The sequence below is a fragment of the Kribbella jejuensis genome (assembly GCF_006715085.1).
In the GTDB taxonomy this organism is placed as follows: Bacteria; Actinomycetota; Actinomycetes; order Propionibacteriales; family Kribbellaceae; genus Kribbella; species Kribbella jejuensis.
This window is the reverse complement of sequence record NZ_VFMM01000004.1, coordinates 730,222-747,121: the sequence shown is the minus strand read 5'-3', so window position 1 is coordinate 747,121 and position 16,900 is coordinate 730,222. Positions and strand designations below refer to the sequence as shown.

Genomic DNA, 16,900 nt, shown 5'->3' with positions numbered 1-16,900 from the left:
CCCCGCTTCACGCGACGGCAAGGCTCCGGTCGGTGTGGGCCCGCGCCGCGATCCGGCGGGCGACGTGCGCCGCGTCCCGCCCGACCCCGGGCAGCACCATCGAACTGAACGCGTACTGGAACGACAGACCGCAGAAGAACAGCCCAGGCGCACCCTCGGCCACACCGCGGTACTCGCGCGGCCATCCGTCCGCGCCCGCGACCGGCACCTTGATCCAGTCGAACACCTGCCGGAACCCGGTCGCCCACACCACGTTGTTGACCTCCAGGACCCGCCCGTCGGCGAGCATGGGCAGCCCGTTCTGCGTCCCGGTCACCCGCGCCGGCACCCGCTCGACCCCTCGCGCGAGCAGGTCGGCGCGCTTGACCCGGATCATCGGACCACCGTGATGCCGGATGTGGCCCATGGCCTTGCGCCCCATCGGTGTCCGCCGCGTCAGCACGTGCCGCCACGCGAACAACATCACCGGCCAGAAGAACGCCTGACTCGGCTTCCCCGGAGTGAACGGCACCTGCCCCGGATCACGCCCGCACAGGATCGTCGGATGGGTCTGCGCGACCTCGTACGCGATGTCCGTACCCGAGTGCGACCCGCCGACCACCAGTACCGGCCCGTCCTTGAGCTGGCCCGGCCGCTGGTACTCCGAAGAGTGCAGCTGCCGGATCGCCGGATCCAGGTCGACAGCGAAGTCCGGGAGGTACGGCGTACGGCCGAAGGTCCCGGTGGCGACGACGACATTGTCGGCGATCAGCCGATCGCCGCCGACCGTGACGACCCACTGGTCGTCGAGCCGCTCCAGCCGGTCGACCCGGGCGTTGTGCCGGATCGGCAGCCGGAAGTGCGCGGCGTACGACGTGAGGTAGTCGGCGACCTCGTCCTTGCTCGGGTAGTGCCACGGTTCACCCGGGAACGGGAGGCCGGGCAGCCCGTCGTACTTCGCCGGCGAGTACAACCGCAGGCTGTCCCAGTGCGACCGCCACTGGTCACCCAGCCGCGCGTTGCCGTCGAGGATCGTGAACGGCTCACCGAGCCGCTGTAGGTGGTAACCGGTGGCGAGCCCGGCCTGTCCCGCGCCGATGATGATGGTGTTCATGCCCCGACGGTAGGAATCCAGGACCTGCCACCGCGTCGGACGGAATACCCAACTCGGCTGCGCCGTGAACTACGAGGTTTCTCGTACGCGAACGGGCCGCTCACCGAATGGTGAGCGGCCCGTTCCGGGGGCTTGGCGTCAGGCGCCTGCGCCCTCCTGCTTCACGCCGGCGACCGCGGTCGGGTCGTCGATCCGGTACTTGCGGGCCGCCTCGGCCGCTACCTCCGGCTTGACGTCGCCGCGCTTGGCGAGGATCTCCAGGGTGGCGACGACGATCGACTCGGCATCCACCTGGAAGTGGCGCCGGGCCGCGGCACGGGTGTCGGCCAGGCCCCACCCGTCGGTGCCGAGCGAGGTGTAGTCGTTCGGTACCCAGCGGGAGATCTGGTCCTGGACCGCGCGCATGAAGTCGCTGACGGCAACGACCGGACCCTTGGTGTCCTTTAGCTGCTCGGTCACGAACGGCACCTGCTCCGGCTCGTCCGGGTGCAGCAGGTTGTGCTGCTCCGCGGCGACCGCATCCCGGCGCAGCTCGTTCCACGACGTGACGGACCAGACGTCCGCCGCCACCGAGTACTCGTCGGCGAGGATCTGCTGGGCCTTCAGCACCCAAGGGAGCCCCACGCCGGACGCGAGCAGCTGCGCCCGCGGGGCGTCGTCACCGTCGGCGACCTGACCGGTGTTGAACCGGTACATGCCCTTCAGCAGGGCCGCGACGTCGAGGTTCTCCGGCTCGGCCGGCTGCGGGACCGGCTCGTTGTAGACGGTGAGGTAGTAGAACACGTCCTCGCCGTACGGCTTGTCCGCCTCGAGCCCGTAGCCGTACATCCGGCGCAGACCGTCCTTGACGATGTACGGGATCTCGTACGCGAACGCGGGGTCGTAGTGCACCGCCGCCGGGTTGGTCGAGGCGAGCAGCGGCGAGTGTCCGTCCGCGTGCTGCAGTCCCTCGCCGGTGAGCGTCGTACGACCGGCGGTGGCGCCGATCAGGAAGCCCCGGCCGAGCTGGTCGCCGAGCGCCCACATCCAGTCGCCGGTGCGCTGGAACCCGAACATCGAGTAGAAGATGTAGAACGGGATCATCGGCTCACCGTGCGTGGCGTACGCCGTACTCGCGGCGAGCACCGAGCCCATCGCGCCGGCCTCGCTGATGCCCTCGTGCAGCAGCTGACCGGCCGTGGACTCCTTCCACGACAGCAGCAGGTTGCGGTCGACGGCGTCGTAGTTCTGGCCGTGCGGCGAGTAGATCTTCGCGGTCGGGAACATCGAGTCCATACCGAAGGTGCGGTACTCGTCCGGCGCGATCGGGACGATCCGGTGGCCGATCTCGGGGTCCTTCATCAGGTCCCGGAACAGCCGGACCAGCGCCATCGTGGTCGCGACCGGCGCGTGCGAGCCCTTCGACAGCGGCTTGTACACGTCGTCGCCGGGCAGTTGCAGCTTCTTCGGCTGCACCCGGCGCTCCGGCAGCGAACCGCCGAGCTGCTTGCGGCGCTCCATCATGTACTGGTACTCCGGCGAGTCGGTGCCGGGGTGGAAGTACGGCGGGTTGTACGCGTCCTCGAGGTCCTTGTCCTCGATCGGCAGGTACAGCCGGTCGCGGAACGCCTTCAGGTCGTCCGACGTCAGCTTCTTCATCTGGTGGGTGGCGTTGCGGCCCTCCAGCGCCTCGATCGTCCAGCCCTTGATGGTCTGGGCGAGGATCACGGTCGGCTGGCCGACGTGCTCGGTCGCGCTCTTGAACGCGGCGTACACCTTGCGGTAGTCGTGACCGCCGCGGGGCAGCTTGCGCAGGTCCTCGTCGGACAGCCCGCTGACCATCTGCCGCAGCCGCTGGTCGCCGCCGAAGAAGTTCTCCCGGATGTACTCACCGGACTCGACGGAGTACGTCTGGAACTGCCCGTCCGGCGTGGTGTTCATCTTGTTCACCAGTGCGCCGTCGTGGTCCTGGGCCAGCAGGTTGTCCCACTCGCGGCCCCAGATCACCTTGATCACGTTCCAGCCCGCGCCGCGGAAGAACGCCTCCAGCTCCTGGATGACCTTGCCGTTGCCGCGGACCGGTCCGTCCAGCTGCTGCAGGTTGCAGTTGATCACGAAGGTGAGGTTGTCCAGCTCCTCGCGCGCGGCCAGGCCGATCGCGCCGAGCGACTCCGGCTCGCCCATCTCGCCGTCACCGAGGAAAGCCCAGACGTGCTGCTGGCTGGTGTCCTTGATGCCGCGGTTGTGCAGGTACCGGTTGAAGCGCGCCTGGTAGATCGAGTTCAGCGCGGCCAGACCCATCGAGACCGTCGGGAACTCCCAGAACTCCGGCATCAGCCGCGGGTGCGGGTACGACGAGAGGCCCTTGTGCGGGCCGCGGGAGACCTCCTGGCGGAAACCGTCCAGCTGGTCCGCGCTCAGCCGGCCCTCGAGGAAGGCGCGCGCGTACATACCGGGGGAGGCGTGGCCCTGGATGAAGATCTGGTCGCCGCCGCCCGGGTGGTCCTTGCCCCGGAAGAAGTGGTTGAAACCGACCTCGTACAGGCTCGCGGCCGACTGGTAGGTGGCGATGTGACCGCCGACCTCCAGGCCCTTGCGGTTCGCCTTGCTCACCATCACCGCGGCGTTCCACCGGATGAAGGCGCGGATCCGGCGCTCGATGTGCTCGTCGCCGGGGAACCAGGGCTCCTTCTCGGGCGGGATCGAGTTGATGTAGTCGGTGCTCCGCAGTGCGGGCACCCCGACCTGTCGCTCCCGGGCCCGCTCGATCAGCTTGAGCATCAGGAAGCGCGCTCGCGCCTTGCCCCGTTCGTCCAGGACGGCGTCGAGCGATTCGACCCATTCACGCGTCTCGTCGGGGTCGATGTCGGGGAGCTGGGTGGGCATCCCCTCGGTGATGATGGCTGGTGGTTCGTGTCCGGAAGCCACGGTGTCCTGCCGTTCTCTCTGGTTGTCTTCACCGCAATCCTGTCACCTGTTCGGAATGCGTTCTACTTCGCCTTCCGTTCCGGCCGGTTTCCGGCTGGTCAGGCGTGATCTGAGCGGACACGCCTGGTACCCGCCACGCGGATACCGGACACGTCACGGAACCCTGGTGCATACTTGCGCGACGCGGTACGTCACGATGGACTACCGCTAGCTGTATCGCTAGTAGTAGAGCTATGACACCTATCCCCGGGCAAGCGGGGACCACGGAGGAGGACACGTGAGCGCGACCGCGGATCACGCGGACGGCAAGAGCGGCGGCCCGAACATGGCCTCCCGACTCGGCCTGGAGGCCGGTTGGGTAGTGCAGGAGATCGGGTACGACGACGACTGCGACGACGACCTGCGTGACGCCATCCGGGAGGTCACCGGTGAGGATTTCGTCGGTGACGACACCGACGAGGTCGTGGACGCGGTCCTGCTCTGGTTCCGCGAGGACGACGGCGACCTGGTCGACGCGTTCTTCGACATCCTGACCGATCTGAAGGCCGGTGGAGTGGTCTGGCTGATGACTCCGAAGGTCGGCCGCGACGGCTACGTCGAGACCAGTGACATCGCCGAGGCCGCCCCGGTGGCCGGCCTGGCCACGACGAGCACGCTGAGCGTGACCGACGACTGGTCCGCGACCAAGCTGGTGGTCCCGAAGTCCGGTCGCCGCGGGTGACCGTCCCAGCTGCCGGCCCGGCTGCCGGCAGCCGGGCGCCCGACTTCCAGACCCAGAACCAGTACGGCGAACCCGTCCGGCTGAGCGACTACGCCGGCCGGCGGGACGTCGTACTGGTGTTCTACCCGTACGCGTTCAGCCAGGTCTGTACGAGTGAGCTGACCGCGCTCCGGGACCGCCCTTCGCTGCTCGCGGCGGCGGAGTTCCTGGCCGTCTCGTGCGACCCGATGTTCACCTTGCGCGCCTACGCGGACGCGCAGCAGTTGCCCTTCGGCCTGCTGACCGATTTCTGGCCGCACGGCGCCATCGCTTCGGCGTACGGCGTCTTCGATGCGGATCGCGGCTGCGCGGTCCGTGGCACCTTCGTGATCGACCGCGCCGGGATCGTGCGCTGGTCCGTCGTGAACCCGCTGCCCGAGGCCAGGAACCTCGACGACTATGCCGAGGCCCTGGCGAAGCTGGGGTGAAACCTCAGGTAGACTCCTCCGGTCGTTCGATCCGGGCGGATAGCTCAGTTGGTAGAGCGCTTCCCTTACAAGGAAGATGTCGGGGGTTCGAGTCCCTCTTCGCCCACCCGATCTGTTGAACCCACCGGGCGTTCAAGTACCGGTGTGTAGACCCTTGGCAGGTTTACGCCGTGTGGCCGGTGTACGGCTTTCGTGCGGGGCGTATCGGAAGCTGCCGTCACTCGTTGGAACGGTGTCGACGGTCGCAGGATTCTTAACCATCGGGTGCTGAGAACGGACTCCTCCAGGGCGGGTCGCGGCTGGTAGGGTTCACGGCTGTCGGTCGGCGCGATGACGCACCGGGTGTACCCGGGCGTGGCATCTGTTCCGGCTGCTGGAACACGGGGCTGCAGTCGGTGAGAAGTGAGGCGGGTCTGCCCGGACCCGCTCCGTCCAGTTGGGGAGGCACGTGTCCGTGGGTCGCCAACAGACCGGCGTCTTCCCGCGTCCCGGCGTACCCGCTGGCGAGGCCCCGCTGGTGGTGGCATCGGCGTGAGAAGTGGTGCGGACCGGCCGGCGATCTCCACCGGGCCGGCATTGATGATTCCCGCCGGGTACCCGCGCGACCTGCCGAGCGCGCTGCTGCGTGCCGCGCGTGACTTCGCCGGTGCCGGCGTTGTCGAGATCGGTCCGGACGGCCGTGAGACCAAGCTCGACTTCCCGACCCTGCTCGAGCTCGCGGCGCGAATCCTGGCCGGTCTGCGCGCGAACGGCGTACGGGCCGGTGATCCCGCGGTCGTGCACTGCACCGAGCCGGTCGGGTTCTTCGCCGCGTTCTGGGCCTGCACGCTCGGCGGCATCCGCCCGCTGCTGGTCGCCCCGAACCCGGGCGGCGACCGGACCGAGGAGGGCCGCGAGCGGCTCCGCCGGATCACCGACCTGCTCGGCTGGACGGTGCTGATCGGCCGTCCGTCCGACCTGCCGAACGACCTCGGCCTGCCGGTGCTGGACCCGGACGCGCTGGCCGGCCACGAACCGACCTCCGACTTCCACCGCCCGGCCGCGGACGACGTCGCCGTACTGATGCTGTCCTCCGGCTCGACCGGTACGCCGAAGATCGTGCAGCTCACGCACCGCGGGCTGGTGGAGTTCGCCGCCGGTACGCCGGCCATGCTCCCGGTCCGCCCTGGCCAGACCACGCTGAACTGGCTGCCGCTGGACCGCAGCGGGGCGTTCCTGCTGTACCACCTGCTGCCTGTGTTCACCGGCTGCACGAACATCCACGTCAACACCGACTGGGTACTCGCCAACCCGCGGCGATGGTTCGACCTGATGGAGCAGCACCGGGTCAACCACTCCTGGTCGCCGAACTTCGGGTACCGGCTCGCGACCGCGGCCGTCGCGGGGGAGCCCGACCGGCACTGGGACCTGTCCGCGCTGCGCAGCCTGGTCAGCGGCGGTGAGCAGATCACGGTGCCGGTGATGTCGGACTTCCTCCGCGTGACGAACCGGTTCGGCGTCGTACCGGAGACCTTCGTCGCGGCCTGGGGGATGACCGAGACGGTCACCGGGATCACGTTCGCACGGCCCGGGCTGACTCCGAACGTGCATCGCGTGCGGATCCCGCCGACCGGCGTCGTCGAGTGGGTCGACCAGCGCCCGTCCTCCGGCAAGGTCGCGGTCGCGCGGCCCGGCGCCCCGCGGGTCGAGGCGCCGGGTGTGCTCTCGCTGGTATCTGTGGGCGCACCGGCGCCTGGTGCGACGGTACGCATCGTCGCGCCCAACGGCGCCGTACTGCCCGAGGGCCGGATCGGTCAGCTGCAGGTCGCGTCCGCGCGGGTGACGCCCGGGTACCTCGGGAACCTCGAGGCGGACCGGCTCGCGTTCCCGGTCGGCGCCTGGCCGGCCCGCAAGTGGCTCGCGACCGGCGACCAGGGCTTCATCACCGGCGGCCAGGTCGTCATCACCGGCCGGGACAGCGAACGCATCATCATGTCCGGGAAGCTCCACTACGCCCACGACATCGAGTCTGTCGCCGCGACGGTCGTCGGCGCGGAGCCCGGCCTGGTCGCCGCCTGCGGCATCGCCGACGAGGAAACCGGCACCGATCGGCTGGTCGTCTTCTACGCGCTGACGCCGGACTCGGTCCCCGGAATGGATCAGGCGATCCGCAGCCTCATCCAGACCCGCCTGGGCCTGACCGCTCAGGTCGTCGGCGTCCCACGCCGCGACTTCCCGACCACCCCCGGCGGCAAGATCCTCCGCCCACTGCTCAAACAACGCTGGATCGACGGCACCCTCGACTCCACGTCGCACCCCCACGTAGAACCCGCCGGCGCCACCCAATCCTCCGGCCCCGAAGGCCAAGGCCCGTCGACCACTCCCGAAACCACCCCGTACGCCGACGAGGACCCCTCCGAGCGCACTACCGAACTCCCGGTCGTCCACCTCGCCTGGAAACGCGAACTGCAACAATCCATCCCCACACCCCCCGAACGCCCCACCCTAGGCACCCCCCGCACCCCCGCCGTCCCCCCGGCGCCCGTCCCGCCGGAGCCCTCGCATCCGCAGACGACCCAGCCCGCGGAACTCCCGCAGGACAACGTGTCCGTGGAGCGTCCGCAGGACAACGTGTCCGTGGAGCTGGAGCCATCTCCCGAGCCCGCCGCACCCGCATCTCCGTACGGCCCCGCCCCCCTCACAGGCCCCGCCGACCCCGCCGCCAACCCACCCGCAGCCGCGTCCCTCACCGACGACGAGCCCGCAACCACCGAACTAACCCGCATCACAGACAACACCCCCGCCCCCACCGCGAACTCAACCGAAGCCGCGCCCATCCGCGAACCCGCCCCCACCGACCCAGGTGACGCCAAGACAGCCCGCACCAACGACGCGACCGCACTCGACGACGCCAGCGCACCGGCCGAGGCCAGCGCACCGGCCGAGGCCAGCGCACCGGCCGAGGCGACCACCGCCGACGGTGAGACGCGGGCCGACCGCACCGACGTACTCAAGCCAACCGACGCAGCCGGTACGACGGACGTGGGTACGGCGGACGGTACGACGGACGCAGGTACGGCAGAGGCAGGTACGGCGGACGCAGGTATGAGCGGCGTGGGTACGGCGCACGCGGCTACGGCGCACGCGGCTACGGCGGACGTGGCTACGGCGGACGTGGGTACGGCGGACGCTGGTACAAGCGACGCGGGTACGGCGGACGCTGGTGCGACCGACGCTGGTGCGACGGACGCGGGTACGACGGACCGGTCTGTGGATGCTGTGGAATCGAACGGTCGCAACGGAGCTACCGGGGAAGCGAACGCGGGAGATCCGAGCGGGGCGGACGACGGCGAGACTGCCGAGCAGATTCAGGCCGCAGTGCATGGAGCGACGTCGGAGGATCTGAACGTCGGCTTCGACGAAGAACCGGCGGACGCATCGGACTCGACCGATGAGCAGTCGGAGACGGCCGAAACGGACTACGCCGGCGGGCTGGAGAACACGTCGGAGGAGTCAGACGAGCGCACCAACGCCGACGAGCTCAGCGCCGAACCGTACGCAGCAGCCGACTCGACTGACGACGAAGCAGTCGCGAACGGGCACGACTCGATCACCAGCGAGTACGAAGCCACCATCACCCAGCCGGACGAACCCGCCGAAGAACACATCGCGGCACCTGGCGACGCCGACGCCACGCTGACGGAAGACGAAACGCCTACAACCGCCGACGAGCCCACCGACACGAAGTCCGACGCCGAGCACCAGGTGGCCGCTGACGGGGATGAGTCGTCTGCCGCCGAGCACCAGGTGGCCGCTGACGGGGATGAGTTGTCTTCCGCCGAACGTGCAACCGTCGAAGAGCTGGAAGCCGATGCCCCCGGGGGTGAAGCCGCGGCCGCTGAGGCCGCCCCAACCGCCGCCGACGAGGATGACTCAACTGCCACCGAGGAGGTCGACTCAACCGCCACCGAATCCGCGGCCGTCGCCCCAGGAGAGGCTGCAGCCGAGCGCGAGGTAGCCGTTGCCGAGGACGCCTCGACTGCTGCCGAACGCGTAACTGTTGAAGAGAATGACGCGACTGCTTCCGAGCCCGAGACGCCTCCGGAGGAGGACGACGCTGTCGCCACCCAAAGCGCGACCGCCCTCGCCGCGGAGCACCCTGCAGGCGAGCCTGAGGTGGTTGTTGCTGACGGCGACTTGAGCTCGAGCCAACGGGTGAGTGGCGTCTCCGAGGAGGAGGCTGCAGGCGAGCCTGAGGCGGCTGTTGCTGACGGCAACTTAACCTCGAGTCAACACGCGACCGACCCGGCCGCCGAGGAGGCTGCTGGCGAGCCCGAGACAGTTGTTGCTGACGGCAACTTGGCCTCGGGTCAGCGGATGAGCGGTGTGGACGCGGAGAACGCTTCCGCTGAGCGCGAGGCGGTCGTTCACGAGGACGCGTCGGGTGCTGTCGAGGGCGTGGCAGGCGAAGGAGCGGGGGAGGCTGCCTCCGAGGAGCAGGCTGCTTCCGAGGAGGCGGCGGTTGCCGAGGGCGACTTCGCCTCCAGCCAGGGCGTGACCGGTGTTGCCGCGGACGAGCGCGAGGTCGGCGAGGACGGGTCGACTGCTGTTCAGGGCGCGACGGCCGACGCGGGTGGTGACGCCGTACCCGGGGCCGCGGGCGATGTGGGCCACGGCGTCGTAGACGAGTTGACGGCCGAGGCGGGCCACAGCGCCGTACCTGAGAAGACGGCGGACTCGGGTGGTGACGCGGTACGTGGGGCCGCAGCTGATGCGGGCGACGGCGTCGTAGACGAGATGACGGGCGAGGCGGGCCACAGCGCCGTACCTGAGAAGACGGCCGACGGGGGTGGTGACGCCGTACGTGGGGCCGCAGCCGATGCGGGCGACGGCATCGTAGACGAGATGACGGCCGAGGCGGGCCACGGCGTCGTACATGAGACGACGGCCGACGCGTGTGGTGACGCCGTACGTTCGGTCGCAGGCGATGCGGATCACGGCGTCGTAGACGAGATGACGGCCGAGGCGGGCCACGGCGTACGCGAGGTGACGGGCGAGGCGGGTTCTACCGACGTGTCTGTCGATGACGTCTCTGTGGCGGCGGAGTTGCCTCTGGTGCGGGGCGGTGAGTCGGCGGGCGTGGGGGAGGACGTTGCCGACGTAGAGGTTCGCGATGTGGTCGATGCGAGCGGGGATGCGAACGCTGCCGCGGGTGTCGACGCTGCCGATGATGGGGATGCGCGAACGGTCGTTGACGGTGCCGATGATGGGGATGTGCGCACGGTCGTCGTCGACGGGGCCGGTGCGATTGAGGATGCCGGCGGCGTCGAGGTTGTGGAGTCCGCCGGTGGGGCAGACGTTGCGGTCGCGGCGTCGGCAGTTGCAGTTGATTCTGAAGATGCAGCTGCGGATGTCGACGGCGACGTGGACGTTGCCGATGGAGCGGATGTCCCGGCCGTTGGCGCCGATGCGGAAGGTTCCGGTGATGCGGCCGTTGTCGACGGTGCGGAGGGGTCCGATGGCGCGTCCGTTGTCGACGGTGCGGAGGGGTCCGATGGCGCGACTGCCGTTGGCGGCATGGACGTGTCTGGCGGGGTGGACGTGTCTGGCGGCGTGGGTGTCGTCGAGGACGCTGACGCTCCTGAGGATGATGGTTTGGCGGTCGCTGCCCGGGCCGCGGGGGTTGAGCAGGTCGGGGCTGGGCGTGGTGGGGATGGGGCGGCTCGGGTTGTGGAGCCGGTGGCTGTGGTGGGGGTGGCGGGGCGGTTTCCGGGGGCGGAGACGCTGGAAGGGTTCTGGGAGAACCTGGTGGGGGGTGTGGAGAGTGTTCGGCGCGGGCGGACGGAGAGCGGCGACGGCGCGGTAGCGGTCTCGGGTGCGTTGGAGCACGTGGAGGCATTCGACGCGAAGTTCTTCGGGTTGAGTGATCGCGAAGCCGAGTTGATGGAGCCGGCGCAGCGGTTGTTCCTCGAGGTTTGTCATCAGGCGTTGGAGCACGGCGGGTACGCCGGTACGTCGGCCCGCGTCGGCGTCTTCGCCGGTTCCGGCATGAACCTGTACAACCGGCAGCACCAGTCCCGCGACTCGATCGCCACCCGGGTCGCGTACCGGCTCGGGCTGACCGGTCCGGCGATCGGCGTCCAGTCGGCGTCGTCGTCCTCGCTCGTCGCGGTGCACCTCGCCTGCCAGGCGCTGCGGTCCGGTGACGCGGATCTCGCGCTCGCCGGTGCCGCCGCCGTACAGGTGCCGCAGGCAACGACCTACCAGCCGACGCCGGATTCGATCCTGTCGCCCACCGGTCACGTAAGGGCGTTCGCCGCGGATGCGGACGGCACCGTCGGCGGAAACGGTGTCGCCGCCGTACTGCTGAAGCGCCTCGACCAGGCCATCGCCGACGGGGACACCGTGTACGCCGTGATCCGCGGCACCGCGGTGAGCAACGCCGACGGGAACCAGGTCGAGCTGGTCGAGCGGGCGCTGCAGCGGGCAGGGTTCGACGCGGACTCGTTGAGCTACATCGAGGCGAACGGGATCGGCAGCCCGGCCGCGGACGCCGCCGAGGTGAAGGCGCTGACGACCGCGTTGCGCCGGCACACCGACAAGGTCGGGTTCTGCACGCTCGGCTCGGTGAAGCCGAACATCGGCCACCTGGACAGCGCCGCCGGGATGGCCGGCCTGATCAAGACGATCCTGATGCTGCAGCACCGCACGCTCGTCCCGACCATCAACTACACCAAGCCGAACCCGGATCTCGAGCTCGACGACAGCCCGTTCGTGATCGGTACCGACGCGCGCGAGTGGACCGTACCGCTGCAGTCCGGCGCTACGACGCTGCGCGCCGGCGTCAGCGCGCTGGACCCGAGCGGCACCAACGCGCACGTGATCCTCGAGGAGGCGCCGCGCCAGATCCGCCGCGGCGACGACGGTCCGGTCGTACTGCCGCTGTCCGCGCCGGACCCGGACGCGCTCGCCGACCTGGTCGAGCTGTACCGCTCCGACCTCGGTCACGGCACCGGCCATCGCCTGATCGACCTTGCCGGTACGGCGGCGCTCGGCCGGCCCGCGCACCGGTACCGGATCGCGGTCGCGGGTACCTCCGAGCAGGACCTGGTCACCGCGCTCGGATCCGCGCAGCCGACCGAGGTACCGCGGGGTGGACCGGGGCCGCTCGGGTACGCGTTCACCGGGCAAGGTGCCGCGCGCCGCGGAATGGCTGCCGGGCTGGCGGCGCGGTTCCCGGTGTTCCGGTCGGTGCTCGACGAGTGCGACCGCGTGTACCACGAGGAGACCGGCGGCAGCTTGAACGAGCTGCTCCTCACCCCGGCCGGCGGTGCGGAAGGCGTGTGGCCGACCGAGACGGCGCAACCGGCGTTGTTCGCGTTCGAGGTCGCGTTGGCGCGGCTGTGGCAGTCGTTCGGGGTACAGCCCGGGCTGGTTGTCGGGCACAGCGTCGGCGAGTACGCCGCTCTCTGTGTCGCGGGCGCGTTGTCGGTCGCGGACGGCGTACGGCTGACCGCCAAGCGCGGCGAACTCATGCAGCGGGGGACCGTGCCGGGCGCGATGGTTGCCGTCCGCGCCGATGCCGACCGGGTCCGGGAGATCGCGCGGACCGCCGGCGTGGAGGTTGCTGCGGGCAACGGTCCGCAGTCGTTCGTACTGACCGGGTCCGAGGTGATCGTCGGGCAGCTGGCGGCGCAGCTCGATCAGTTGCAGGTGGCGTGGCAACGACTGGACGTGGACCGGGCGTTCCACAGTTCGTTGGTCGATCCAATACTGTCGGACTTTGCGGAGATCGTTCGGGAGATCACGCTGAAGCCGCTGCGGACGCCGATGGTATCGAGCTGGTCGGGTGATCTGCTCGAGTCGGGGACTGTCCTCGACAGCGACTACCTGGTCGGTCAGTTGCGGCAGCCGGTGCTGTTCGGGGACGCGGTCGAGGCGGTGACCGCGGCCGGGTGCCGGCGGTTCCTCGAGCTCGGGCCGGACGCCGTACTCAGCCCCGCCGGTCGCCGGATCGCGCCGAACAGCACGTGGATCCCGGCGCAGCGCCTCGGGCAGGATCCGGTCCTCGCGACGATGAACGGGCTCGCCGAGCTGTACGAGCAGGGCACCGAGATCGCGTGGGCGAAGGTGTACGCCGACAGTGGTCGGGTGCCGTTGCCGACGTACCCGTTCCGCCGGGTGGATCACCCGGTCGATCCTTCGGTGATGGTGGTCGCCGGTCCTGGTACGGCGGTTGCCGGGGACAACGTTGCGCCGCGGCTGAACGCGTTCGAACGGGCCGCGCGGGCGCAGTCGGTGGTGTTCGAGCCGCCGTCGAGTGCCGCGGTGAAGCGGATCCCGCTCGATCCGCCGGTGACGCCGGAGCCGGTCGAGGAGGACCGGGCCGAGGCGGAGCGGGACGAGCCGGACGCGTTCGCGTTGCCGGCCGAGACGCATGCGATCGATGCGGACTACCTGGCGCAGGCCGGTTCGCTGGCGGGCAACGAGATGTCGGCGGAGCGGTACCGCGAGTCTCTGAACGTCGTACTCGATCTGACGTGCGAGGTGCACAACCTCGATCCGTACGACCTGACCGTGGACCACACGTTCGCGGAACTCGGCGCGACGCCGGCGTCGATGGCGCCGGTGCTCGACGAACTCAACAGCCGGTTCGGGGCGGGGTTGGCGCCGGATGATCTTTTCCTGACGTACACGACACCACACAAGCTGGCGACCGCAGTCGCCGTCCAAACAGCTGAACCAGACGAGCCGGTGGAAGAGCCGTCCGCGGACGAGCTGCGGGCCGAGGAAGACCTGTCGCACGAGAGCGATGAGGCTGAGCCGACGCAGGTTGAGTCGTCGCTGGCCGCACCGTCGCTGGATGCACCGTCGCGGGATGGGGCGCGGGATCCGCGGGCGGCGTTGGCGATGCTTGGGTCGGGGCTTGCGGAGTTGGCGGCAAAGGTTGACGAAGCCGCGGCCGCGACCAGTGCGGCGGAGCTCCCCGGCAACGGGATGGCTGCGCTGATGTCCCAGCAGCTGCGCGTAGCCGGTCAGTTGGTCGAGGGCGTCACCCAGCTGATGCGCGAACAACTCGCCCTCCTCGCCGAACCCGCCGATGAACACCCCGCTCGCCAGGTCCACCCCACGCCCGAACCCGAGGACACACAGGCGTCCAACGAGCCTGCTCCCGACGCGGAGGGTGCTTCGGATGCCGGGCGACAGGCGATCGAGGTTGTGGCGACAGACGGGGCGGCGACAGACGGTGCGGCGACAGACGGTGCGGCGACAGACGGTGCAGCGGCCGACGGTGCAGCGATCGACGGTGGGGCTGTCAGCGGTGGGGCTGTCAGCGGTGGGGTGGCCGGGGCTTGGGATGGCGTGCCGGTGGTTCCTGCGGGGGGCGGTGATATGCGGCGGGATCTGGCGTATTGGGAGCAGGTGTTGGCCGGGGGTGAGCCGTTGGTTTTGCCGGGGGATCGGGTGCGGGGTGCGGGGGACGACGGGGTGGCGTCGGTCAAGCGGGAGCTGGACGGTGAGCTCAGCGACGCCGTCTTCGCATACAGCCGGGAGCGCAAGCTCAGTCCGGTAATGACCATGCTCGCCGCCACCGCGACCGTTCTCGGGCGGTTCGCCGCGCAGGACGATGTCACGATCGGTTCGGCGTTGACGCGACCGCAGGGCGACACCTCGACCGACCCGCTGCCGGCGCTCCCGCTGCGCATCGACCTGTCCGGTGAGCCCGAGCTGGGCGAGTTGACCGAGCGGATCCGCGACATCACGACCGCCGCGCTCGAACACGCCGGCGCCGACCTCGGCTTCTTCGAACGCGATCCGTTGTTCCAGATCCTGGTCGAGTTCGAGGACGGCGCCGACGAGCTGCCGCCGTCGGTCGACCTCAGGTTCCGGCTCACCCACCACGGCGCCGGCATCACCTGTACGGCGGACTACCGGACCGGCCTGTTCGAGCAGCGGAGCGTCGAACGCCTCCTCGACTACCTCGCCGAACTGTTGCGCAGAGCAACGACCAGCCCGCGGCTCCGGCTGCCCGAGCTCGTCGCTCCGATCGAGTCCGACCTGGAGCTGCTCCGCCAACTCGAATCCGAGTCCGGCCCGATCGGCGGAGTACGCCGCGACGCCGTCGTCGCCGGTGAACTCAGCGGCCTGCACACCCTGTTCGAGCAGCAGGTCGCCCGTACTCCGGACGCAATCGCTGTGATACAAGGCGATCGCGAGCTGACGTACGCCGAACTCGACCGCCGCGCGAACGCCGTCGCCTGGCAGCTCGTCGACCTCGGCGTGAAGCCCGGCGAGATCGTCGCGGTCCGTGTTGCCCGCGGCACCGAAATGGTCGTCGCCGTCCTGGCGGTGCTGAAGTCCGGCGCTGCCTACCTCCCGCTCGACCCCGGCGTCCCCGAATCCCGCTGGGCGTTCATGGTCCGCGACGCGGCCGCCGGCACGCTCGTCGGTGACGACGCGGCGCTCGCGGACCGGCTCGGCCTACGGCTGGTACCGGTCGCGGCGGCCGACGCACGAGCGCGGCAGGCCCCTCCGGCGCGGGCCGCGGCGGACGATGTCGCGTACTGCATCTACACGTCCGGCTCGTCCGGCAACCCGAAGGGCGTCCTGGTCCCGCACCGCGGCCCGGTCAACCTGGTCCGGCACTACCTGCGCACGCGGCGGCCGCTCAGGACGCTCCAGTGGACCTCGTTCGGGTTCGACGTCCACGTGCAGGAGATGTTCACGACGCTGGCCTCGGGTGCGGCGCTGGTACTGATCGGCGAGGACGATCGGTACGACCCGGACGCGGTTGTCGCAGCGTTGCGCGATCACGGCGTACAAAGGCTGTTCATGGCGTTCAGCCCGCTGACCGCGCTGCTGGCGACGATGCGCCGGCTACCCGAGCTGCCCGCGCTGCGGGAGATCGTCGCGGGTGGTGAGGCGATGGTGCTGACGCACAAGGTGCGAGAGTTCCTCGAGGCGCATCCGCGGTGCCGGCTGTTCAACGAGTACGGGCCGACCGAGGCGTCGATCGTGACCACGATCCACGAGGTCGACCCGGCCGAGGACCGGCCGTCGATCGGGCGGCCGATCGAGGGCGTCGCCGTACGGCTGCTCGACGCCGCGCTGCGTCCGGTACCGGTCGGCGCGGTCGGCGAGATCCACCTCGGTGGCGCCGCGGTCGCGCAGGGCTACCTAGGCCGGCCGGAGGACACCGAGCGCGCGTTCGTCGGCGATCCGGCGCACCCGGGCGCGCGGCTGTACCGCAGCCGCGACCTCGGCCGGTGGCGCGTCGACGGCACCCTGGAGTACCTGGGCCGCGCCGACGACCAGGTGAAGATCCGCGGCCATCGCGTCGAGCCGGGCGAGACCGAACACGTACTCGCGGACCAGCCGGGCGTGGTCGACGCGGTCGTGGTCGCTCAGACGGATCCGGCCGGCGACACCTGCCTGATCGGGTACGTCGTCCTCGAGGACAGCGACCCCGCCGTACTGGCCCGGCTGATGCTTGACCTGGGCAAGGAGCTGCCGATCTACCTGGTCCCGGCGGATCTGATCCCGATCGAGGAACTCCCGCTAGACGACAACGGCCGCCTGGACCGCGCCCGCCTCCCCGAACCCGAGTGGCTCAGGCCGTAACCAAGGCATCAGTTCTGCACCGTGGACGGGGGTCAGGCCGATGGCAACCCCCTCCTGCTGCCATCGTTCACCGTTCACGGTGCAGAACCCGCGGTCGATTCCGTCCCTCCC

Annotated in this window: 5 protein-coding genes and 1 tRNA gene; 4 read left to right on the top strand and 2 right to left on the bottom strand. The window is 70.0% G+C overall.

Annotated elements, in window-relative coordinates; all coding sequences use genetic code 11:
• Positions 1-7: 7 nt before the first annotated feature.
• On the bottom strand, positions 8-1,093 hold the full coding sequence (locus FB475_RS36215) for a flavin-containing monooxygenase (protein ID WP_141862964.1): 1,086 nt from the start codon (positions 1,091-1,093) through the stop codon (positions 8-10).
• 138 nt (positions 1,094-1,231) lie between these two features.
• A complete protein-coding gene (aceE, locus tag FB475_RS36210) occupies positions 1,232-4,000 on the bottom strand; it encodes a pyruvate dehydrogenase (acetyl-transferring), homodimeric type (protein WP_141862962.1) in 2,769 nt (922 codons plus the stop codon).
• A 277-nt stretch (positions 4,001-4,277) separates the two neighbouring features.
• Here aceE and FB475_RS36205 point away from each other — a divergent pair, with 277 nt between their 5' ends.
• From FB475_RS36205 to FB475_RS36190, 4 genes are all read left to right on the top strand, one after another.
• A complete protein-coding gene (locus FB475_RS36205) occupies positions 4,278-4,721 on the top strand; it encodes a DUF3052 domain-containing protein (protein WP_141862960.1) in 444 nt (147 codons plus the stop codon).
• Positions 4,718-5,188 (top strand): peroxiredoxin, encoded by a 471-nt coding sequence (locus FB475_RS36200; RefSeq protein ID WP_141862958.1) that lies wholly within the window; start codon positions 4,718-4,720, stop codon positions 5,186-5,188. The genes FB475_RS36205 and FB475_RS36200 overlap by 4 nt, the downstream gene beginning before the upstream one ends.
• Before the next feature lie 33 nt (positions 5,189-5,221).
• Positions 5,222-5,294: transfer RNA gene (locus FB475_RS36195), tRNA-Val, on the top strand.
• A 425-nt stretch (positions 5,295-5,719) separates the two neighbouring features.
• Positions 5,720-16,789, top strand: coding sequence for a non-ribosomal peptide synthetase/type I polyketide synthase (locus FB475_RS36190; protein WP_141862956.1), 11,070 nt, complete (start codon positions 5,720-5,722; stop codon positions 16,787-16,789).
• The last annotated feature ends 111 nt before the right edge of the window (positions 16,790-16,900 follow it).

Coding starts and splice junctions, on each gene's coding strand:
- FB475_RS36215 (WP_141862964.1), bottom strand. CDS start 1,093: ATGAACACCATCATCATCGGCGCGGGACAGGCCGGGCTCGCCACCGGT.